Consider the following 20,525-nt stretch of genomic DNA (forward strand, 5'->3'; position numbering starts at 1 on the left):
ATGACTGCTTCTCCGACCCCTTTGCCCTCCCCCCCCCCCCCCCCCCCCCCCCCCCCCCCCCCCCCCCCCCCCCCCCCCCCCCACGGCGGTGGCTCGAGTGGAGGACTGCGGTGGACGTCCGGTCGGTGTCGGGCCCGGCCCGGATCAGGCCTGGCCCGGAGGCATCGTGCTGGCGCGGATCACCAGGTCTGTTCCGAGTTCCACCCTCGGGGAGTCCGGCTGTTCGTCGCGGGTGAGGCGGAGGGCCGTGCGGGCGGCCAGTTTGCCCATGTCGGCGAGGGGCTGGCGGATCGTGGTCAGCGGGGGAGCCGACCAGCGGACTTCCGGAAGGTCGTCGAAACCGACCACGCTCATGTCCTGCGGCACCCGCAGCCCGCGCCGCCTGAGTGCCTCGATCGCGCCGAGTGCCATCTGGTCGCTGGCCGCGAACACGGCGGTCGGCGGCTCGGACAGATCGAGCAGGGTGCCGCAGGCGGTGAAGCCGGACTCGGGGCGGAAGTCGCCGGGAACGACGAGGGACGTGTCCATCGCGATACCGGCGCCTTCGAGGGCCGCTCGGTAGCCGTCCAGCCGGGCCCGGGAGCACAGCAGGCGCGGCGGACCGGCGATCAGGCCGATCCGGCGGTGGCCGAGGGACAGCAGATGCTCGGTGGCCGCCATGCCGCCCGACCAGTTCGCGGCGCCGATCGTGGGCGCGTCCAGGGCGGGGGAACCCGCCGGGTCGACGACGACCAGCGGGACGCCGAGGATCCGCAGTTCCTCGTGGAGCATCGGCTCCAGCGCCGACGTGACGAGGATGACGCCGTCGGACGCACGGGCCCGGAGGTTGCGCATCCACTCGCGGGCGTCGCCCGACCGACCGTGGATGGCCGACACCACCGTGCCGACCCCGGCCGCGTGCGCGACCTCCTCGACCCCGCGGATGATCTCCACGGCCCAGGGACTGTCGAGGTCGTTGAAGACCAGGTCGAGCAGGGCCGCACGGCTACCCGTGGCCACGGGGCGCTTGCGGTAGCCGTGCCGGCGCAGCAGCTCCTCGACCCGGGCCCGGGTCTGCGGCGACACGTCGGACCGGCCGTTGACGACCCGGGACACGGTCGGCACGGACACGCCGGCCTGCCGGGCGATCTCCGTGATCGTGACCTTGCCCTCGGCGTCGGCCTCACGTGCTGCCACTTGCCCCACCTCCGTCGACGGGTGACCGCGAAACTTCCAGGAGTCTTCCGGAAAGCGGGCATCCGTGGGAAGGCGTACGAGCCAGGAACGGGAAGTCGCCGCGGGTGACGGGGAGTGACGACCCCCGGACATGCGTCGGGGCCGGTTCGCAGGGTGTCCTGCGGCCGGCCCCTCATATCTGCGGGCGGGACGTCACCCCGCCCGGCGGCCCTCAGGCAGCCGTCATGACCTGGCTGCCGGCCAGCGGACGGTGCGGGGCGATGACCCGGCCGTCCGGCAGAAGCTCACCGGTGTCCTCGAAGAGCACCACGCCGTTGCACAGCAGGCTCCACCCCTGTTCCGGGTGGTGCGCCACGAGACGGGCGGACTCCCGGTCGGCGGATTCGGCTGACGAGCATGGTGTCTGGTGCTGGCACATGGGTGGGATCTTTCGCTCTGTCGTGATGGATGAGGTGACTGAGTTGTCTGAGTCGGTCGTCGTGTCTGTCGTGCGGCTAGAAGTGTCGTTCATGGCCGCCCCCCGTGATAAGTCGTCGGAACCCAGTGTTGCCCCACGGGCGTCATTCCGCAGGGATTTCGCGGCACCACTTCTCACAGATTCAGGACGCATCACCCGCGCGGACGGTTCATCCCAACTGGGCTGTCACTTCGGGTGGTTCGCAGTGGCCGGATAGGGCTAGTCAGGTCGGACCGGGAGTCCTTTTCGGCTCGTACGAGCTATTGGGTGCTCGTACGAGCGATAAATAGCCCGCACCCCGTCGCCGGGAATTCGGCGACGGGGTGCGGAAGGCTTCACGCGTGGCGTTTCAGGCGGGTGAGCCGAGCAGTCGCGTGGGAGTCGCCCGGTGGGTCAGCACCGGGAGGAGTTCGTCGACGCGGTGCGGGCGATGTGCCGCGATGCCGGGAGGCGCGGGCGCCAGCGGCACGAGCAGGTCGGTGGCGGCGGGGTGGCCGGCCGTACCGTCCGCGGTGCAGTCCTCGTGCAGCCAGAGCGTCAGCATGTACAGGCTGGGCACCGACAGCAGGCGGGGCTGGTACGGCTGCGGCATCGTCTCGGCCTGGCGCAGGGCACGCTCGGTGGAGGTGATGTACGGGCCTTCGAAGAAGTGGGAGAAGGCCCAGCCGTCGGGGGTCAGCATGGTCTCCGCCGCGGCCACGGCACGCTCGCCGCAGCGGATCAGGAAGCGCCACCCGGCCAGCCGGGTGCCCGATACCCCCTCGGCCGTGACCCGGTCGAGAACGTGGACGGGCAGCGGGAGCTCGGCTGCGACGGGTCCCTGGGCGCGGAGCAGGGAGGGGGTTCGGGCCTCCCGGACCGCGGTCGGCGAGGAGAGCGCGGTCAGGACGGAACGGAGTGCGGGCGCGGGAGCCGGGGGGACATGCAGCGGCATGGTGGGTCGCCTCTCATTCAAAGGCACGGTGGCACGAGGGCGGGGGCGGACGGCGCTGTCTGCTCACGAGGGTCGGCAGAGGCAGGGCCGGGTCTCATGAGCGAGAGGGGGGTGGGGTCCGCCGATCACCGACTCGACGGCAGGACCCATCGACCGTGGGCGCCAAGCTTCTGCCTTGTCGCGGAGTTTATACGACACGGGATCAGGGTGTGTTTCGCCTAGCCGTTTCCGGTGAGTAGAACAAGGGTACATTCGGTCGGCGATACGCGAGAATTATCCCGATTCCAGGCGGGGGTGTGAGGTGATGACCTCGGCGAATGTCCGTGAACCGGTCGGCCCATTCTCGTCGGCGTTTTTCACTAGTTCGCGGACACCGAGCGGACACCGAAACCTGTCCTGTGCGACATGCCGATTGAATGTGCCACTGGTCACACGCGACCAGCGTAGCGGTCGGCGGACCCGTCCGGGACGTTATCGATCGCTTTCGCTGGGCATCCTCCACCTGACCGTGACCCCGGCGGCCGGATCTTGAGGCCCGCAATCATCCGAGGAGGGACGCTTCGATGGGGGAGAAGGTCGTGGCAGGGCGGTTCGACCTGTCCGATCGCCAGCGCTACCGCGACAAGCTCCGTCGGTGTCTGACGGGCTTGGAGCGGCTCCTGGCGGAGAAGCGGTTCGATCGCCCGAAGAACCTCATGGGGCTGGAGATCGAATTGAATCTCGCGGGCACCGACGGCATGCCGAGAATGTTGAATGCGCAAGTCCTGGAACGTATCGCCAGTCGGGACTTCCAAACAGAACTCGCCATGTTCAACCTGGAAGTGAACATTCCTCCCCACCGTCTGGGCGGCCGGGTATTCGACCGGCTCGGGGAGGAACTCCGCACGTCACTGGCATATGCCGACCGAAAAGCAGGGGAAGTCGACGCGGGAATCGTGATGATCGGCATTCTGCCGACCCTCGACCGTGACGACCTGGTGTCGTCGAACCTCTCCGACGTCGACCGCTACACCCTCCTCAACGACCAGATCGTGGCCGCCCGAGGCGAGGAGTTCACCCTCGACATCGACGGCGTGGAGCACCTCACCTGCACCTCGAAGTCCATCGCGCCGGAAGCCGCCTGCACCTCCGTGCAACTGCACCTCCAGGTCACCCCGGGCCGGTTCGCCGACGTGTGGAACGCGGCCCAGGCGGTCGCCGCAGCGCAGATCGCCGTCGGCGCCAACTCGCCCTTCCTGTTCGGCCGCGAGCTGTGGCGCGAGTCGCGGCCCCCGCTGTTCCAGCAGTCCACCGACACCCGCCCGCCCGAACTCCAGGCCCAGGGCGTCCGGCCGCGCACCTGGTTCGGCGAGCGCTGGGTCACCTCGGCGTACGACCTCTTCGAGGAGAACCTCCGCTACTACCCGGCCCTGCTGCCGATCTGCGACGACGAGGACCCGCTGGAGGTGCTCGACCAGGGCGGTACGCCCTCGCTCGCCGAGCTCGTCCTGCACAACGGCACGATCTACCGCTGGAACCGCCCGGTCTACGGCATCGCCGACGGCGTCCCCCACCTGCGCGTGGAGAACCGCGTCCTGCCCGCCGGGCCCACCGTCACCGACGTCGTCGCCAACGCGGCGTTCTTCTACGGCGTCGTCCGCGCCCTCGCCGAGGAGCCCCGGCCGGTGTGGACCCGGCTGCCGTTCGAGGCGGCCGCCGCCAACTTCGACGCCGCCTGCAAGGACGGCATCGACGCCCGCTTCACCTGGCCCCGGCGCGGCCGGTACGGCGGCACCACGCAGGTCGACGCGGTGAGCCTCGTACGGGACGAACTGCTGCCGCTCGCCGAGGCCGGGCTGGACGCGTGGGGTGTCGAGCCGGCCGACCGCGACCTGTACCTGGGCGTGATCGAGGAACGGTGCCGGCGCCGGGTGAACGGGGCGAGCTGGCAGGCCGCGACCTTCCACAAGGCGCTGGACGCCGGCCACACGCGGGAGGCCGCGCTGGCCGCCACCACCCGGCGCTACCGCGAGCTGATGCACCAGGGGGATCCGGTGCACACCTGGCCGGTGGGCCTGCCGGAGCCGGTGCCGCTGGGCTGACGCGCCGCCGGGGTGACATCCTGCTGCCTTCATACTGATCCGACAGATCGTTTCCGGCGGATCGATTTCCGGCGGATTGTTTCCGGCAGGTCGGTGAAGTGGAGGCAGGTGTGCAGGCGGAGGCGGGCCCGGTGGCGGACGATTCCCTTCCCCAGCAGCGGCTCTCGCGGCGGATGCTGCGCAACGAGACCCTGCTCGTGCTGGCGCTCTCGCTGGGGGCGAGCGGAGTCTCCGCGCTGATCAGCTTCATCGGCTCGGTCACCAAGCCCGGCGGGCTCAAGGACCAGGCGGCCACGATGAACGCCTCGGCCGCGCCCGGCCGTCCCTGGCTCGACCTCGCCTGGCAGCTCTTCGGGATCACCACGGCGCTCGTGCCCGTCGCACTCGTCGCGCACTTCCTGCTGCGCGAGGGCGCGAGTCTGCGCACCATCGGCTTCGACCGCACCCGCCCCTGGCCCGACCTCGGCCGTGGCGCGGCGATCGCGGCCGTCATCGGCAGCACCGGCATCGCCTTCTATCTCGCCGCCCGCGGCCTCGGCTTCAACCTCACCGTGGTGCCGGAGGCGCTGCCCGGCGTGTGGTGGAAGTACCCGGTGCTGATCCTCTCCGCGATCCAGAACGCGGTGCTGGAGGAGGTGATCGTCGTCGGTTATCTGCTGCGCCGCCTCGGGCAGCTGGGCTGGACCCCGACGGCCGCACTGGTCGGCAGCTCGGTGCTGCGCGGCTCGTACCACCTCTACCAGGGCATCGGCGGCTTCATCGGAAACCTGGCCATGGGCGTCGTCTTCGTCTACCTGTACCGCCGCTGGGGCCGTGTCGGCCCCCTCGTGGTGGCCCACTCGCTGCTCGACATCGGGGCGTTCGTCGGGTACGCGCTGCTGGCGGGCAAGGTCGGGTGGCTCCCGACGGCGTGAACGACGCCCTGTCGTCTCAGGCCAGCAGCTCGCCCTCGATGACGGTGACCGCCCGGCCCGTCAGCAGGGTGCGCTCGCCGCGCAGTTCCGTGCGGACGCGGCCGGAGCGGCGTGAGGCCTGGAGGCCGGTGAGGCCCGGGCGGCCCAGGCGCTCGGACCAGAACGGGGCGAGCGCGGTGTGGGCGCTGCCGGTCACCGGGTCCTCGTCGATGCCGACGTTAGGGAAGAAGCAGCGCGAGACGAAGTCGTAGCCCTGGGCCGGGTCTTCCGCGCGGGCCGTGGCGATGGCGCCGCGCGCGGAGTGGGTGGCGAGGGCCTTGAGGTCGGGGCCGAGGCCGTGCACCGTCTTCTCGTCGGCGAGCTCGACGAGCAGATCGCCGACGTACGGGCCGGTGTCGAGGACCGTCAGCGGTTCGGCTCCCAGGGCCTCGGCGAGGCCGCGGGGCGGGTCGACCCGGGTGAGCGGAGCCGTCGGGAAGTCCAGGGTGACGGAGCCGTCGCCGGCGGGCGTCGCGACGAGGACGCCACTGCGAGTCGCGAACCGCACCGGCCCCTCGTGGGCGCCGGTGGTGTGCAGGACATGGGCGGTGGCGAGGGTCGCGTGGCCGCACATCGTGACCTCGGCGGCCGGCGTGAACCAGCGCAGCGCCCAGTCGGCCTCGCCGCCCTCCGGGAGGGGGTGGGCGAAGGCCGTCTCGGCGTGGTTGACCTCCAGGGCGATGTTCTGCAGCCGGCTGTCGTCCGGGAAGGCGTCCGCGTCGTTCAGGAGCATGACCCCGGCCGGGTTGCCGGTGAAGGGACGGTCGGTGAAGGCATCGACGATTCGAATCCGCATGCCCCGACGCTAGGGGCCCGTCGAGGCCGTGGACCAAGGCCAATGCACGAGTCCTGGCCCGATTCACGGCCTGGCCGGCGGGCTCGGCCCGGATCGGCCCGGATCGGCTCGCTCGGGGTGGCTCCGCTTGACCTTGACATCGTGACAAGGTCTTCACTGTGGCCGAGGAGGTGGTTCCGATGACCATGCCGAAAGAGGACACGACCCCGATACGCGCTCTGCGGGGACTGGAGGACAGCCGCTCGTCGGTCCGGCTGCGGGCGGCGCTGGCGGTCGGCGCGACCCCGGATCCCCGGTCCGTCGACAAGCTCGTCGAACGATGTGCGATCGAGCCCGAGTTCCATGTGCGCGACACGCTGACATGGGCGCTCACCCGCCACTCGGCGTCCGTGACGGTCCCCAGGCTCATCGATGAACTCCGCGCGGAGCGTACGCAGGCACGAAGCCAGGCGTTGCACACGCTGTCCAAGATCGGGGACCGGCGAGCGTGGCCGGCGATCACCCGGGCGCTGCTGACCGACCCCGACGACGAGGTGGCGCGGAGCGCCTGGCGAGCGGCGGTCGTCCTCGTGCCCGAAGGCGAGGAAGCCGGGCTGGCCGGAGTGCTGGCGGCACAGCTCGGGCGCGGCGAGCGGGAGACGCAGTCGAGCCTCAGCCGGGCGTTGATCGCGCTCGGAGAGGCGGTCGTGCCGACCCTGCGCGCCGCGATGAAGGATCCCGACCCCCGAGTGCGTCAGCACGCGATCGCCACGGAACGGCTGCGGCGCGACCCGGACGCCGGATTCGAGTGCGCGATCGAGGAGGCCAAGCGCGTCGTCGCCCTCGGCGCGATCGGCCAGGAGGGGTGACAGGGCGGTGTTGATCGGTGAGGTGGCACGACAATCCGGGGTCAGCGCCCGCATGCTCAGGCACTACGAGTCGCTCGGTCTGGTGCGGCCGACGGGCCGTACCGACGCCGGCTATCGCGCGTACTCCAGCGAGGACATCCGGCGGATCTTCCATATCGAGAGCCTGCGGTCGTTGGGGCTGTCGCTGCGCGAGGTGGGGCGCGCGCTGGACGATCCCGGTTTCCGGCCCGCGGAGCTCGTCGACGACCTCGTCCTCCGGACACGGGAGCGCATCGCGGCTGAGACCGAGTTGCTCACGCGACTCCGTCGGATCGGTGCCGCGGAACCCGCCGGCTGGGAGGACGTCCTCCAGATCGTCGGGCTCCTCCACGCGCTGGGATCGAAGAGCGCCGGGACGCGCCAGCGCGCGGCACTGTCCTCGGTCGAAGAAGTGCCGTGGCCGGTGGAGGCCCTGGTCGAGGCGGCGTTGAGCGAGGCGGACCCGAATGTCGCCGGAGCCCTTCGATGGGCTTTGGCGCAATCGGGCGAGGATGGATCGGCCCTGCTCGCCGAGGGCCTCGGCTCACCCGTGGCCGAGGTCCGGAAGCGTGCCGTCCAGTCCCTCGTCGAGATGCCGAACGGTGCGGCGACCGCACTGCTGAGGGACGCTCTCGCGCATCCCGACATCGTGGTCCGCAGGTACGCGGCTCTGGAGCTCGGGGCGCGTGGGGTGGCCGACGCGGTCCCGACGCTCGTCGACATGGTCGTCGAGGAGGCGAGCGACGTCGACGCGGCCGATGCGCTGAGCGCGCTGGCGAGTGACCCCGCGTCGGCGGACCGGATCGCCACCAGGCTCGTGGACCGCCTCGCCCACGGCACCGCCGGACCGTCCGCCCGTCGGCGGCTGACCCAGGCGCTCGCGGACATCCCCGGACCCACGGCGTCCCGTGCCCTCGCGGATCTGGCCCAGGACGAGGACCGCGTCGTCGCACTGACTGCCACGTACATTCTCGGGATTCGCGACGCCCGCTGAAGCTCGCGGTGACCAGGCCGGGGATGGGCCAGCACGCCGACGGACAGGATCCACAGCTCATCACCGAGCCACAGCGACAGTGCGAGAGATCCGCTGAGGGCTACGAGCACGGCGGCTTGCTTGGTGGTCTTCTTCCAGCCGGTGCTGCGTGCCGAACGCTCCATCAGTGATCCCCTCGGTGGTCTTGTGCGTGCTCGCCCGGCAGGGCCTTGCCATAAGAACGCTACCGATATATCGTTGAAGCATCGCGACAGATCAACGATGGAATGGAGAGTGGTTGCGATGCGTACCCACGGTTACGAGCACGGGCATGGCCACGGCGGACCGCGTCACGGTCGGGGCGGATTCGAGGGGCTGCGGGCGGCCTTCGGTCCTTTCGGGCCCGGTGGTTCCGGTGGTCCCGGCTGGGGAGGGCCCGGTGGTCCGGGCTTCGGTCCCGGTCCCTGGGGCGGGCGAGGGCGCGGCGGGCCGAGGGGGAGGGCGCGGCGCGGTGACGTGCGGGCCTCGATCCTCGCCCTGCTGAAGGACCGGCCCATGCACGGCTACGAGATGATCCAGGAGATCGCCGAGCGCAGCGGCGGGGCGTGGAAGCCCAGCCCGGGTTCGGTGTACCCCACCCTTCAGCTGCTGGAGGACGAGGGCCTCATCGTCAGTGAGTCCGAGGGCGGCAAAAAGCTGTTCGCGCTCACCGAGGCGGGCCGGACGGCGGCTGAAGAGGGGCCCGAGGCGCCCTGGGAGGAAGCCTCCCGCGGGGTCGACTGGGAGGCCCTCGGCGAGATCCGCCAGGCCGGCTTCGGGCTGATGGAGGCCTTCGGCCAGGTCTGGAAGACCGGCAGCAAGGAGCAGAAGGAGAAGGCGCTCGGCGTCATCAACGAAGCCCGCAAGAAGCTCTACCTGATCCTCGCCGACGAGGACTGAGGGCCGCCCCTTGTGGCGCGGGCGCCCCCTGGAGTGATCCGGGGGGCGCTTCCTCGTGCCGGGGTGTCAGGCCACCAGCCCGTCCAGCTTGCGCAGTGACTCGCTCAGCGCCGCCGTGGCCGAGTCCCTGAGTTTGCCCGCCATCAGCGACACGGCCGCACCCGTGAACTCGCCGTCGATGCGGACCGTCGTCGCGTCGCCGTCGGGCGTGAGCGTGTAGCGCGTCGAGACGGTCACGGCCATCGGGCCCTGGCCGCGGACGGCGAGCACCCGGGCCGGTTCGAGTTCCTCGACGGTCCACTCCACCTCGGCCGGGAAGTTCATCAGCCGCATGTTCTCCCGGAAGGTCGCGCCCACTTCCAGGGTCTCGGGGCCGCCCGCCGGGAAACTGGTGTGGGTCGCGTTCCACTGGCCGTACGCGGACCAGTCCGTGAGCCTGGCCCACACCTTCTCGGCCGGCGCCCCGATGCGTGCCTCCGCGCTGACTTCGGCCATGCGACCACCTCTTCGTGTCGGGTGTCGCGGAACGTAGCCGTGGTGGCCGCAATGTTCAATACTGACGAACAGTCAGGCGTGCTGGGTTCGTGGGCAAAACAGCCTGATGTCCTCCGTAAGGAGGAGATTTCGGCCGGCGAAGTCCACTTCCTGTGGGACGCGGAAATGCTCCCCGCCGGGGATGACCCGGGCTCGCGGGACTGATGAGGTAGGGGATGTGCAACCCCGTATCCCCCGGCAGTCGGCCCCTGGGCACGGCATCCACCGCGCAGACAACGATGCCAGGCTCAGTGACGAGCTGGCGTCGGTGATCGGCGGTGCCCGTCGCCGGGCGGTCAGGGACGGGGACCGGCAGATCGACACGGCCCATCTGCTCCACTCGCTGCTGGAGTCCGACCCCGAGGCGCGTGCCCTCTGCGGTGACGGACCGCGCATCGCGCGGCTGCTGGGCTATCTCGTCCAGCGCAGCATCGGCTACGGCCTGCGCTGGCAGAGCGGTGTCGAGGACTCCGGCGCCCTCCCCGTGGTGACGGAGAGCGCGGGCTTCTCGCCGCTGGCCGCGGCATCGATGGAGTACGCCTGCGAACGCGCCGCACGCCGTGGCGGACCGGCTCGCGGCATCGACCTGCTCGCGGCGATCGTCGTCGACGCGCAGGCGCGCGCCGTCGAGGTGCTCGGACGCGCCGGGATCGACCCGCACGAGGTGCTCGCCCGGCTCGACGGCCGGCCCGGCCGGCCCGGGGAGTGGGCCGGGAGCGGCGAACCCACGCACTGACCGGTCCGACCCGGGGCGTTCACCCCGTCCAGGCAGTGAGACAGGTGCCAAAAGGCGTGAAGCTCCTGTCAGGGCCTGTCATCATGTGCCGGTGCGTACGTCTGAGAGCAGTCCGATGAGGCGCGGCAGAGGCATGGGGCTCGGCCTCGCGCTGCTGTCCGCGGTCGCCTTCGGTGGATCCGGAGTCGCGGCCAAGCCGCTGATCGAGGCGGGCCTTGACCCGCTGCACGTGGTGTGGCTGCGCGTGACGGGGGCCGCCCTGGTGATGCTGCCGCTCGCCGTACGCCACCGAGCGCTGCTGCGCCGCCGCCCCGGACTCCTCGCCGGATTCGGGCTGCTGGCCGTCGCCGGTGTCCAGGCCTTCTACTTCGCCTCGCTGTCCCGTATCCCCGTCGGGGTGGCGCTGCTCATCGAGTACCTGGCGCCCGCCCTCGTGCTCGGCTGGGTGCGGTTCGTGCAGCGGCGGCCGGTGACACGTGCCGCCGCCGTCGGTGTCGCCCTCGCGGTCGGAGGGCTCGCGTGCGTCGTCGAGGTGTGGTCGGGCCTCGGCTTCGACGCCCTGGGGCTGCTGCTCGCGCTCGGCGCGGCCTGCTGTCAGGTCGGCTACTTCGTCCTCTCCGACCAGGGCAGTGAGGCCGGCGACGAGGCGCCCGACCCGCTCGGGGTCATCGCCTACGGCCTGCTCGTCGGCGCGGCCGTGCTGACCGTCGTCGCCCGGCCCTGGACCATGGACCGGTCCGTGCTCACGGGCACCGCGTACATGGACGGCACACCCGTCGCCGCCGTCGTCCTGCTGGCCTGGATCGTCCTGGTCGCCACGGTCGTCGCGTACGTCACCGGCGTGGTCTCCGTGCGCCGGCTCTCCCCGCAGGTCGCCGGTGTCGTGGCCTGTCTCGAAGCGGTCATCGCGACCGTCCTGGCCTGGATCCTGCTCGGCGAGCACCTGTCGGCGCCGCAGATCGCCGGTGGCGTCATCGTGCTGGCGGGCGCCTTCATCGCGCAGTCCTCGACGCCCGCGAAGGGCTCCGAGCGGCCGGTGGCCGGCGGCGGCCCGGACAGGGAGATGTCCACGCCCGGAACGGCCGCGTAGGCCGCCGGGCAGTTCCCCGCGCCCCCAAGAGGGATTCTACATCACCGTGCCCTCAAGTAATCCGGCAGCTCGGTGCCGGCGGACAGGTCCGGGTCGGGGATCGGTGTGCCGTAGGTCTGTTGGACCGGGACGACTCCTGCCCAGTGGGGGAGGACGAGGTCCTCCGGCTCGTCGTTCACGCCGCCCGTGCGGAGCTTGGCGGAGACCTCGTCCAGGTCCAGGCGGAGCACGGCGGTGGCGGCCAGTTCCTTCTTGTTGGCCGGGCGGGAGTCGGCGGCGCGGCCCGCTACGACGTGGTCGACCAGCGCGTCCAGTGCCTGCCGCTTCTCCTCGGGGTCCGTCACGTCGTGGGCGACGCCGTGCACCACCACGGAGCGGTAGTTGATCGAGTGGTGGAAGGCCGAGCGGGCCAGGACCAGGCCGTCCACGTGCGTGACGGTCAGGCAGACCGGGAGGCCCGGGTCGGTCTGTCCGGCCGCCCGAAGTGGGCGCGAGCCCGTCGAGCCGTGCACGTAGAGCCTCTCGCCGGCCCGGGCGAAGAGCGTGGGCAGCACGACCGGGGCGCCGTCCCGGACGAACCCGAGATGGCAGACGTAGGCCTCGTCGAGTATCGCGTGCACCAGTTCCCTGTCGTACGAGGCCCGGCCCGGGGAGCGCGTGGGGACGGTGCGGTCGGTCGGGGTGTAGGCGGTGGCGGGCCGCGACGGCGTCCTGGTCGTCTCCTGCATTGGCGCTCTCCATTGCACTAGTGCATAATGTGGTTTGTGCTAGGAGAGTATCCGATCAGCGGGCGCCGTGCTGCGGACATTTCCGCGAGCGTTGAGCGGGCGGTGGGAGCCGGTGAGCTGCGGCCGGGTCAACTGCTGCCGCCCATGCGGGAGTTGGCGGAGCGACTGGGAGTGAATCCCAACACGGTCGCGGCCGCGTACCGGACCCTGCGTGAGCGCGGGGTCATCGAGACCGACGGCCGGCGCGGCAGCCGGGTGCGGGCGGCGCCGGCCACGACCGGGCGGGACCAGATCAGGGTGGACGTCCCCGAGGGCGTGCGTGATGTGGCCGCGGGCAATCCGGACCCGGCGTTGCTCCCGCCGCTCGCGGCCGCGTTCGCGGCGGCGGCCGCCGAGGCCGACCGTGCGCCCGTGCTCTACGGAGAGGCCCCCGTGGAGCCGGAGCTGGCCCGGATCGCGCGGGCCGGCCTCGACGCCGACGGGGTGCCGGACGGGCCGCTCGCGGTGGTCTCCGGGGCACTCGACGGCGTCGAACGCGTGCTGGCGGCCCACCTCAAGCCCGGCGACACCGTCGCCGTCGAGGACCCCGGCTGGGGACGCACCCTCGACCTCGTGCCGGCGCTCGGGCTCAGGACCGTCCCCGTCGGCGTCGACGACGACGGTCCGTACGCCGAGGACGTGCGCCGGGCGCTGGAGGCCGGGGCGCGGGCCCTGATCATCACGGACCGGGCCCAGAACCCGACCGGCGCCGCGGTGAGCGCCACGCGCGCGCGTGCCCTGCGGTCCGTCCTCCGGGAACACCCGGAGACCCTGCTGATCGAGGACGACCACGGCCACGGCATCGTCGACCTCCCCCTCCACCCCCTCGCCGGCGTCACCCGGCACTGGGCCTTCGTGCGCTCGGCCGCCAAGGCCTACGGCCCCGATCTGCGCCTCGCCCTGCTCACCGGCGACGCCGTCACCCTCGACCGGGTCCATGGCCGGCACCGCCTCGGGCCGGGCTGGGTGAGCCGGCTGACGCAGCGGGCCCTGGTACGGCTGTGGGCCGACGGGGCGGTGGACACGCGCGAGGTGGCGGCGGCCTACGGGCGGCGCCGGGACGCGCTGATCGAAGCGCTCGGCCGACGGGGTGTCGCGGCACACGGGCGCAGCGGAATGAATGTGTGGGTGCCCGTGCCGGACGAGACCGGAGCCGTCGCCCGGCTGCAGCACGCCGGCTGGGCGGTCGCCCCGGGCGCCCGCTTCCGGATCAGCGCACCGCCCGGCATCAGGGTCACCGTCTCGACGCTCGCCGAGAACGGGAGCGGGGACGGGGACGGGGGCCAGAGGAAGAGCGAGATCGAGATGCTGGCCGACGCGATCGCCTCGGCCCTCGGCCCGGCCCCGGCGCGGAGTTACGTCTGAGGCCTCGGCCGGGTCCGGGGCTTCGGCCGGGTCCGGGGCTTCGGCCGGACCTGCGTGAGGGCCGCGCCCGTCAGTACGATCACCGCGCCGACCGGTGTCGACCATGTGAGCGATTCGCCGAGGAGTGCGACGCCCGCGGCCGTGGCGATGACCGGGACGAGGTACGTGACCATCTGGGCGGTCGTCGGGCCGACCTCGGCGACCAGGCCGTACTGGAGGAGCATGGCCAGGCCGGTGCCCAGCGCGCCCAGGGCGGCGATCGCCAGCAGCGGCACGACGGGCGCACGGGTGGGCAGGGTCGTGAACACCGGGGTGACGACGGCCAGCTGGAGCGTCGCGAGCAGCAACTGCGCGCCGGTCATCGACAGGTGCGACTGGCTCGTGCCTGCCAGGGTGCGGCGGACGTAGATCCAGCCGATCGGGTAGCTGAGGGAGGCCAGCAGCGCCAGTGCCGTGCCGGTGGCGTCCAGGCCGTGGAAGCCCTGCCAGGCGCCCAGCACCGTGAGCACCCCGAGGAAGCCGAGACCGAGCCCCGCGACCCGCACCCGGGTCGGGCGGTCCTCCGAGAGGGCGACCAGCGACAGCGCCATGCCCCACAGCGGAGAGGTCGCGTTGCAGATGCCCGCCAGGGTGGACGGGATGGTCAGTTCGGCGTACGCGAACAGCGAGAACGGCAGGGCGTTGAGCAGGAAAGCGGCGACCGCCAGATGCCCCCAGGTGCGCGCCCCGCGCGGCAGCCGCTCGCGGCGCACGGCCATCGCGGCGGCCAGCACCGCCGTGCCGAAGACCAGCCGGCCGAGCGTGACCTGGAAGGGCGCGTACCCCTGGGTGCCCACCTTGATGAGCAGGAAGCTGAAGCCCCAGATCAGGGAGAGCGCGGTGAAGCGCAGACGCCAGTCGAGGCGGCGCCGGGGCCGGTCGGGTGAGGCCGCGGTGGCCCGGCCGGGCGTGGTGGTGGCGGTGGTCATGGCAGCCACGATGCTGGAGCGGAACCGCGTAGCACAATCGAGAATTCGCACCCGATATTGCGTAGCATCGCTTAGGTGTTGAATCTGGAGCGCCTGCGCACCCTCGACGCCCTCGCGCGGCACGGCTCGGTCAGTGGTGCGGCCGAGGGCCTGCACATCACGACCTCCGCCGTCTCCCAGCAGATGTCCAAGCTGGAGCGGGAGGTCGGCCAGCAACTCCTCGCCAAGAACGGCCGGGGCGTGCGGCTCACCGACGCGGGCCGGCTGCTCGCCGAGCACGCCGCCCGCATCCTGTCCCAGGTCGAACTCGCCCGGTCCGACCTGGAGGCGCAGCGCGGCGAGGTCGTCGGCGAACTGCGGCTGTCGGCGTTCCCGACGGCCGCGCGCGGCCTGTTCCCGCACGCCTTGTCCGCGCTGCGCGAGCGGCATCCCGCGCTCCGGCTGCGCTCCTGCGAGCTGGAGCCGGAGCACGGCATCGCCTCAGTCGTGCGCGGCGACCTCGACCTCGCCGTGGTGCTCGACTGGTACAACAAGCCGATGGCGCTGCCCGACGGCCTGGTCAAGGCGCCGATCCTGGACGACCCCGCCGATGTCGCCCTGCCGGTGGACCACCGGCTCGCAGGGCGGGACGAGGTGGATCTCGCCGACTTCGCCGACGACGAGTGGATCACCTGGGGCGAGGGCGAGTTCTGCCACGAGTGGCTGATGTTCACGCTCCGCTCGAAGGGCATCGAGCCGATCGTCGGCCATCGCGCCGCCGAGACCCACACGCAGCTCGGGCTGGTCGCCGCCGGGCTCGGGGTGTGCATCGCCCCGCTGCTCGGCCGCCACCCGGTGCCCGACGGCGTCGTGACCGTCCCGGTCAGGCAGCGGGTCCGGCGGCATGTGTACGTCGTCTGGCGCGCGGACGCCGACCGCCGCCCGTCGATCCGGGCCGCGGTCGAGGCACTGCGGGCGGCGGGGGAGAGCGTCACCTGAGCGCTCCGCGCGGGCTGCCGCCCTCCTCCGTCCGTCAGGCGGGCCCCAGCTTGCGGAAGTCCCAGGAGACGATCTTCTGCGGTGTCAGACGCACCCAGGCGTGCCGGCCGTCGTGCGGCATCTCCTCCAGGCCGAAGTTCTTCCGGGCGAACAACGTCTCCGGGACGTCGAGTTCGGCGCGCAGCTCACCGGTGCGCGGGATCTCGCCCACGAACTCGACGGCGCCCGACAGCTCGGCGCCGCGCAGCTCGTCGTAGTCCTCGCCGGTGTCGACCACGATCGCCACCCGGGGGTCGCGCCTGAGGTCGGTCCACCGCTTGCTGCGAACGACCGAGTACAGCCACATCGAGGCACCGTCCCAGGCGAACCACAGCGTGCTCACGTGCGGTGCGCCGTCGGCCGAGATCGTGGCGACCCGGCAGGTGCGCTGCGTGGTGAGGAAATCGTCCAGCTCGCCCGGAGTCATCATGATCTTCCGGCCCCTGCGCTGCTGCGTGACGGTCATGCTCCCCCTCTTTCTTCTTCTCACGTCGTGTCAGAGGAGATCCTCTGACATCACGTCAGAAAAGAATGAGTGCTCTTCCGTCCGTTAGCAACGGTGGCTACGCTCACCCGACCCGCCGCCGGCGCCCAGGGGGAACCGTGCCCTCGTACGCAGAGCTCAGCGAACTCCTCGATCCGCGGACCACCGTGCTGCTCACCGTCGAGTGCCAGGAGGGCGTCGTCGGAGCGGACAGCGCACTGCCCGAACTCGCCGCCGAGGCCCGCTCCGGCGGCGTGCTCGCCAATGTCGCCCGCCTCGTGGACGCCGCCCACGAAGGCGGTGTCCAGGTCGTCCACGCCGTCGCCGAGCGCCGCCCCGACGGCCGCGGCGCCAACCGCAACGCCCGCCTCTTCCGGGCCGCCGCACGGCTGCCCGTCCAGCAGCTGTCCGGCACGCCGGCGGTGCGGGTCGCCGCCCCGATCGAGGTCGCCGAGGAGGACCTCGTCGTACGACGCCTGCACGGGCTGTCGCCCCTCCAGGGCACCGATGTCGACCCGCTGCTGCGCAACCTCGGCTGCCGCACCCTGATCGTCACCGGCGTATCGGCCAACGTGGCCGTTCCCAACGCCGTGTTCGACGCCGTGAACCGTGGCTACACCGCCGTCGTCCCGGCCGACGCCATCGCGGGGGTGCCGTCCGACTACACCCCCGCGATGATCCGCCACACCCTCGCGTTGGTCGCCACGGTCGCGACCACGGACGAGGTGTCGGCGTGTCTGAAGCGTGCGCGTGGGGTCAGGCGAGCGTGATGGAGTCGCCGTTCACGGTGACCTGCTTCGCCGCCAGCGGTTCGACGGCCGGGCCCTTCTTCACGCTGCCGTCGAGGACGGAGAACTGACTGCCGTGGCAGGTGCAGGAGATGATGTCGTCCTTGAGGTCCACCATCGGACAGTCCCGGTGGGTGCAGATCGTCGAGAACGCCTTGTACTGGCCCGCGGCCGGCTGTGAGACCACGACCTTCTCGTCCTTGAAGATCTTGCCGCTTCCCTCGGGGATGTCGGCGGTCTTCGCGAGTGCCGCGCCACCGGCGCCCGCCTCGGGCGATGACGCGCTGCCACCGGCGCCCTGTTCGGTGGACGAGTCGGACGCCTTGTCGTCCGAGCCGCACGCCGTCAGCGCGACGGTGAGCCCCGCCGCGCCAGCTGCCGCCACGACGGCACGGCGGCTCGGTCCGGACATCGGCTGAACTGATTCGCTGGTCATGCTGACGTTCCTTCCGGGGATTCGTGATCTGCGGAGAGGTACGGCCCCTGAGGACCGGCTGTTCAGACAATGTCGAGATCCTGACTCGTTCGCGGAACGGCGTGGGTAAAGCGGAGCTGTCGGTTCGCTGTCGGGTTCCGGCCCGCCGCCGCGAGGCCGTCGCCCGAGTCCCCGTCCACGTCAGTAACCTGGGGCGATGCTCAAGGAAGTGATCGCGACCCGTTTCATCGCGCCGCTGCGCGAGGGCGGTTCGCTGCCGGGACTCGTCGAGGCCGACGACCACGGGATGTACGTCCTGAAGTTCAGGGGAGCGGGGCAGGGCCGCAAGACGCTCGTCGCCGAGGTGGTCTGCGGGGAACTGGCCCGCCGGCTGGGGCTGCGGGTGCCCCGCCTGGTCACGGTCGAGCTCGACCCGGAGCTGGGGCTCGGCGAGCCCGACCAGGAGGTGCAGAACCTGCTCAGGTCCAGCGGCGGCACCAACCTCGGCATGGACTTCCTCTCCGGCGCGCTCGGCTTCGACCCGCTCGCGTTCCGGGTGAGCCCCGAGGAGGCCGGGCGGATCGTCTGGTTCGACGCGCTGGTCAACAACGTCGACCGGTCCTGGCGCAACCCCAACCTGCTGATGTGGCGGGGCGAGTTGTGGCTCGTCGACCACGGCGCGACCATGATCTGGCACCACAACTGGCCCGGCGCGCAGGCCTCGGCGGCCCGCCCCTACGACGCCTCCGACCACGCCCTCGCGCCCTTCGCGCCCGATGTCGCCTCCGCCGCGGCCGAGTTGGCGCCCCTGGTCACCGAGGACCTGCTCGCCGAGGTCACCGCGCGGATCCCGGACGCCTGGCTGGCCGACGAGCCCGGCTTCGACACGCCGGACGACCTGAGGCAGGCCTACGCGCGGCCGCTGCTCGCGCGGGCCGCCGTCATCCACGACCGCATCCAGGGGACCAAGTGAGCGACCGGCACATCATCAGGGGCGGGCCGCGGGACCGCCAGATCTACGAGTACGCCGTCCTGCGGGTCGTCCCGCGCGTCGAACGCGGCGAGTGCATCAACGCCGGAGTCCTCGTCTACTGCCGTGCCGAGGCCTACGTCGGCGCGCGCACCCACCTCGACGAGGCGCGGCTGCTGGCACTCGACCCCCGGGCCGACGTGGCCGGTGTCCGGGCCGCGCTGCGCGCCGTGGAGAACATCTGCGCGGGCGGACCCGCGGCCGGCCAGGCCGCGAGCGACGACCCCGGCCGCCGCTTCCGCTGGATCGTCGCCCCCCGCTCGACGATCGTCCGGCCCGGGCCCGTACACACCGGGCTGACCACGGATCCGGCGGCGGAGACGGAGCGGTTGCTGGACCTGCTGGTGAGGTAATGGATCACACGCGGGCCGTGGCCGTTGACACCGCGTGCCAGGGCTTCTAGCGTCACACCCACTGAAGGTACTAAGCGGTCGCTCACCTGAGGAGAAGCAGCCATGTCCACCACTGAGCAGCGGGTCGCCGTGGTCACCGGTGCCGCGCGCGGTATCGGCGCCGCCACTGCCGTACGACTGGCCGCCGAGGGCCGCGCGGTCGCCGTGATCGACCTCGACGAGGCCGCCTGCAAGGACACCGTCGAGAAGATCACCGCGGCGGGCGGCAAGGCCATCGCGGTCGGCGCCGACGTCTCCGACGAGGCCCAGGTCGAGGCCGCGATCGCCCGTGTCGCCGAGGAGCTCGGCGCGCCGACGATCCTGGTCAACAACGCGGGCGTGCTGCGCGACAACCTGCTGTTCAAGATGAGCGTCTCCGACTGGGACACCGTCATGAACGTGCACCTGCGCGGCGCCTTCCTGATGTCCAAGGCCTGTCAGAAGCACATGGTGGACGCGGGGTTCGGCCGGATCGTCAACCTCTCGTCGTCCTCGGCGCTGGGCAACCGCGGCCAGGTGAACTACTCGGCGGCCAAGGCGGGTCTTCAGGGCTTCACCAAGACCCTCGCCAAGGAACTCGGCAAGTTCGGCGTGACCGCCAACGCCGTCGCCCCCGGCTTCATCGCCACCGAGATGACCAAGGCCACCGCCGACCGCGTCGGCATGGGCTTCGAGGACTTCAAGGCCGCCGCCGCCACCCAGATCCCGGTGGCCCGCGTCGGTGAGCCGGACGACATCGCCAACGCCATCGCCTTCTTCACGGGCGAGGCGGCCGGGTTCGTCTCCGGCCAGGTGCTGTACGTGGCCGGCGGACCGCTCGACTAGAGGACGACAGACATGACTTCCGTGGAACTTTCCGGCAAGGTCGCCCTCGTCACGGGCGGCAGTCGCGGCATCGGCTACGGCGTCGCCGAGGCGCTCGTCGCGCGCGGCGACCGGGTGTGCGTCACCGGCCGCAACGAGGACTCCCTCAAGGAGGCCGTCGAGCAGCTCGGCGCCGACCGCGCGATCTACGTCGCGGGCAAGGCGCACGACGAGGCCCACCAGGCCGTCGCCGTCGAGCGCACGATGGAGGCCTTCGGCCGCGTCGACTTCCTGGTCAACAACGCCGGTACGAACCCGGTGTTCGGGCCGATCGCCGACCTCGACCTGAATGTCGCGCGCAAGGTCTTCGAGACCAACGTGGTCTCCGCGCTCGGCTTCGCCCAGAAGACCTGGCACGCCTGGCAGAAGGACAACGGCGGCGCCATCGTCAACATCGCCTCGGTCGCCGGCCTCTCGCCCTCGCCGTTCATCGGCGCCTACGGCATCAGCAAGGCGGCGATGATCAACCTGACGGTGCAGCTCGCCCACGAGTACGCGCCCAAGGTGCGGGTCAACGCGATCGCCCCGGCCGTCGTGAAGACCAAGTTCGCTCAGGCCCTGTACGAGGGCCGGGAGGAGGAGGCCGCCGCGGCCTACCCGCTCGGCCGGCTCGGCGTGCCCTCCGACATCGGCGGCGCGGCCGCGTTCCTCACCTCCGGGCAGTCCGACTGGGTCACCGGCCAGACGCTCGTCGTGGACGGCGGCATCTTCCTCAACGCCGGCACGGGCTGACGCGAGCGCGTACGCGGCTCGGCACGGGCGCTCCTGGACATCCAGGGGCGCCCGTCCGGCGTAAAGCCCTCGCAAAGGGCGATGACAACGTCGTCAAAGGTTTATCGATCTAGGAGTCATCCACCGGGGAGGGTCAGCGAGCCGGGCACTGCGGTATGGTCTGCCGAC

Annotated in this window: 23 protein-coding genes; 14 read left to right on the top strand and 9 right to left on the bottom strand. The window is 71.6% G+C overall.

The window, feature by feature from the left end; translation table 11 throughout:
• Nucleotides 1-144 precede the first annotated feature (144 nt).
• From ACZ6I3_RS07350 to ACZ6I3_RS07360, 3 genes are all read right to left on the bottom strand, one after another.
• Nucleotides 145-1,176 (bottom strand): LacI family DNA-binding transcriptional regulator, encoded by a 1,032-nt coding sequence (locus ACZ6I3_RS07350; protein ID WP_469412530.1) that lies wholly within the window; start codon nt 1,174-1,176, stop codon nt 145-147.
• 211 nt (nt 1,177-1,387) lie between these two features.
• Nucleotides 1,388-1,594, bottom strand: a complete 207-nt coding sequence (locus ACZ6I3_RS07355; RefSeq protein WP_193482070.1) for a DUF5999 family protein — start codon at nt 1,592-1,594, stop codon at nt 1,388-1,390.
• Between the two features lie 388 nt (nt 1,595-1,982).
• Nucleotides 1,983-2,567: a hypothetical protein gene (locus ACZ6I3_RS07360; RefSeq protein ID WP_469412532.1), complete on the bottom strand. Its 585-nt coding sequence runs from the start codon at nt 2,565-2,567 to the stop codon at nt 1,983-1,985.
• A 563-nt stretch (nt 2,568-3,130) separates the two neighbouring features.
• Here ACZ6I3_RS07360 and ACZ6I3_RS07365 point away from each other — a divergent pair.
• Together ACZ6I3_RS07365 and ACZ6I3_RS07370 are read left to right on the top strand one after the other, a co-directional pair.
• On the top strand, nt 3,131-4,648 hold the full coding sequence (locus tag ACZ6I3_RS07365; RefSeq protein ID WP_469412533.1) for a glutamate-cysteine ligase family protein: 1,518 nt from the start codon (nt 3,131-3,133) through the stop codon (nt 4,646-4,648).
• A 110-nt stretch (nt 4,649-4,758) separates the two neighbouring features.
• The gene (locus tag ACZ6I3_RS07370; protein WP_469413109.1) at nt 4,759-5,562 is read left to right on the top strand and encodes a CPBP family intramembrane glutamic endopeptidase; all 804 of its coding nucleotides are present in this window, start codon (nt 4,759-4,761) and stop codon (nt 5,560-5,562) included.
• A gap of 16 nt (nt 5,563-5,578) precedes the next feature.
• Here the strand turns inward: ACZ6I3_RS07370 and ACZ6I3_RS07375 are convergent, their stop codons facing one another.
• Nucleotides 5,579-6,397: a PhzF family phenazine biosynthesis protein gene (locus tag ACZ6I3_RS07375; protein ID WP_469412535.1), complete on the bottom strand. Its 819-nt coding sequence runs from the start codon at nt 6,395-6,397 to the stop codon at nt 5,579-5,581.
• Between the two features lie 179 nt (nt 6,398-6,576).
• Between ACZ6I3_RS07375 and ACZ6I3_RS07380 the strand changes: the two genes are divergently transcribed.
• The 3 genes from ACZ6I3_RS07380 (at nt 6,577) to ACZ6I3_RS07390 (ending at nt 9,175) form a co-directional block, all read left to right on the top strand.
• Entirely contained in the window at nt 6,577-7,245 is a 669-nt protein-coding gene (locus ACZ6I3_RS07380) for a HEAT repeat domain-containing protein (RefSeq protein ID WP_469412536.1), read from the top strand.
• Nucleotides 7,246-7,252: 7 nt separating this feature from the next.
• A complete protein-coding gene (locus ACZ6I3_RS07385; protein ID WP_469412537.1) occupies nt 7,253-8,257 on the top strand; it encodes a MerR family transcriptional regulator in 1,005 nt (334 codons plus the stop codon).
• A 282-nt stretch (nt 8,258-8,539) separates the two neighbouring features.
• Nucleotides 8,540-9,175: a PadR family transcriptional regulator gene (locus ACZ6I3_RS07390; protein ID WP_469412539.1), complete on the top strand. Its 636-nt coding sequence runs from the start codon at nt 8,540-8,542 to the stop codon at nt 9,173-9,175.
• A 66-nt stretch (nt 9,176-9,241) separates the two neighbouring features.
• Here the strand turns inward: ACZ6I3_RS07390 and ACZ6I3_RS07395 are convergent, their stop codons facing one another.
• Nucleotides 9,242-9,670 (bottom strand): type II toxin-antitoxin system Rv0910 family toxin, encoded by a 429-nt coding sequence (locus ACZ6I3_RS07395; protein ID WP_469412540.1) that lies wholly within the window; start codon nt 9,668-9,670, stop codon nt 9,242-9,244.
• 217 nt (nt 9,671-9,887) lie between these two features.
• On the opposite strand from ACZ6I3_RS07395, the gene ACZ6I3_RS07400 reads away from it, so the two are divergent.
• Nucleotides 9,888-10,445 (top strand): Clp protease N-terminal domain-containing protein, encoded by a 558-nt coding sequence (locus ACZ6I3_RS07400; protein WP_469412541.1) that lies wholly within the window; start codon nt 9,888-9,890, stop codon nt 10,443-10,445.
• 85 nt (nt 10,446-10,530) lie between these two features.
• Complete coding sequence (locus ACZ6I3_RS07405; RefSeq protein ID WP_469412542.1) at nt 10,531-11,535, top strand: EamA family transporter; 1,005 nt, start codon at nt 10,531-10,533, stop codon at nt 11,533-11,535.
• 41 nt (nt 11,536-11,576) lie between these two features.
• Here ACZ6I3_RS07405 and ACZ6I3_RS07410 read toward each other — a convergent pair whose 3' ends face one another.
• Nucleotides 11,577-12,263 (bottom strand): pyridoxamine 5'-phosphate oxidase family protein, encoded by a 687-nt coding sequence (locus ACZ6I3_RS07410; RefSeq protein ID WP_469412544.1) that lies wholly within the window; start codon nt 12,261-12,263, stop codon nt 11,577-11,579.
• Nucleotides 12,264-12,299: 36 nt separating this feature from the next.
• Between ACZ6I3_RS07410 and ACZ6I3_RS07415 the strand changes: the two genes are divergently transcribed.
• Nucleotides 12,300-13,667: an aminotransferase class I/II-fold pyridoxal phosphate-dependent enzyme gene (locus tag ACZ6I3_RS07415; protein ID WP_469412546.1), complete on the top strand. Its 1,368-nt coding sequence runs from the start codon at nt 12,300-12,302 to the stop codon at nt 13,665-13,667.
• Here the strand turns inward: ACZ6I3_RS07415 and ACZ6I3_RS07420 are convergent.
• On the bottom strand, nt 13,658-14,635 hold the full coding sequence (locus ACZ6I3_RS07420) for a DMT family transporter (protein WP_469412547.1): 978 nt from the start codon (nt 14,633-14,635) through the stop codon (nt 13,658-13,660). The genes ACZ6I3_RS07415 and ACZ6I3_RS07420 overlap by 10 nt on opposite strands.
• A 75-nt stretch (nt 14,636-14,710) precedes the next feature.
• Between ACZ6I3_RS07420 and ACZ6I3_RS07425 the strand changes: the two genes are divergently transcribed.
• Nucleotides 14,711-15,613 (top strand): LysR family transcriptional regulator, encoded by a 903-nt coding sequence (locus ACZ6I3_RS07425; RefSeq protein WP_469412548.1) that lies wholly within the window; start codon nt 14,711-14,713, stop codon nt 15,611-15,613.
• 34 nt (nt 15,614-15,647) lie between these two features.
• Here the strand turns inward: ACZ6I3_RS07425 and ACZ6I3_RS07430 are convergent, their stop codons facing one another.
• Nucleotides 15,648-16,118 carry a pyridoxamine 5'-phosphate oxidase family protein gene (locus tag ACZ6I3_RS07430; RefSeq protein WP_469412549.1) on the bottom strand — a complete coding sequence of 157 codons (471 nt, stop codon included), beginning with the start codon at nt 16,116-16,118 and terminating at the stop codon, nt 15,648-15,650.
• 137 nt (nt 16,119-16,255) lie between these two features.
• Here ACZ6I3_RS07430 and ACZ6I3_RS07435 point away from each other — a divergent pair, with 137 nt between their 5' ends.
• Nucleotides 16,256-16,906 (top strand): cysteine hydrolase family protein, encoded by a 651-nt coding sequence (locus ACZ6I3_RS07435; RefSeq protein WP_469412551.1) that lies wholly within the window; start codon nt 16,256-16,258, stop codon nt 16,904-16,906.
• Here ACZ6I3_RS07435 and ACZ6I3_RS07440 read toward each other — a convergent pair.
• Nucleotides 16,893-17,360 carry a Rieske (2Fe-2S) protein gene (locus tag ACZ6I3_RS07440; RefSeq protein ID WP_469412552.1) on the bottom strand — a complete coding sequence of 156 codons (468 nt, stop codon included), beginning with the start codon at nt 17,358-17,360 and terminating at the stop codon, nt 16,893-16,895. The two genes, ACZ6I3_RS07435 and ACZ6I3_RS07440, sit on opposite strands and share 14 nt — an antisense overlap.
• A 196-nt stretch (nt 17,361-17,556) precedes the next feature.
• Between ACZ6I3_RS07440 and ACZ6I3_RS07445 the strand changes: the two genes are divergently transcribed.
• The 4 genes from ACZ6I3_RS07445 to ACZ6I3_RS07460 all read left to right on the top strand — a co-directional run bounded on the left by ACZ6I3_RS07445 (nt 17,557) and on the right by ACZ6I3_RS07460 (nt 20,357).
• Complete coding sequence (locus ACZ6I3_RS07445) at nt 17,557-18,312, top strand: HipA family kinase (protein WP_469412554.1); 756 nt, start codon at nt 17,557-17,559, stop codon at nt 18,310-18,312.
• Nucleotides 18,309-18,722, top strand: coding sequence for a DUF3037 domain-containing protein (locus ACZ6I3_RS07450; RefSeq protein WP_469412555.1), 414 nt, complete (start codon nt 18,309-18,311; stop codon nt 18,720-18,722). Before ACZ6I3_RS07445 ends, ACZ6I3_RS07450 begins: the two co-directional genes overlap by 4 nt.
• Nucleotides 18,723-18,824: 102 nt before the next feature.
• Nucleotides 18,825-19,586, top strand: coding sequence for a 3-oxoacyl-ACP reductase FabG (gene fabG, locus ACZ6I3_RS07455; protein WP_189724524.1), 762 nt, complete (start codon nt 18,825-18,827; stop codon nt 19,584-19,586).
• A gap of 12 nt (nt 19,587-19,598) precedes the next feature.
• Nucleotides 19,599-20,357, top strand: coding sequence for an SDR family oxidoreductase (locus ACZ6I3_RS07460; RefSeq protein ID WP_193482095.1), 759 nt, complete (start codon nt 19,599-19,601; stop codon nt 20,355-20,357).
• The last annotated feature ends 168 nt before the right edge of the window (nt 20,358-20,525 follow it).

The organism is Streptomyces sp. NPDC041940 (assembly GCF_055589465.1).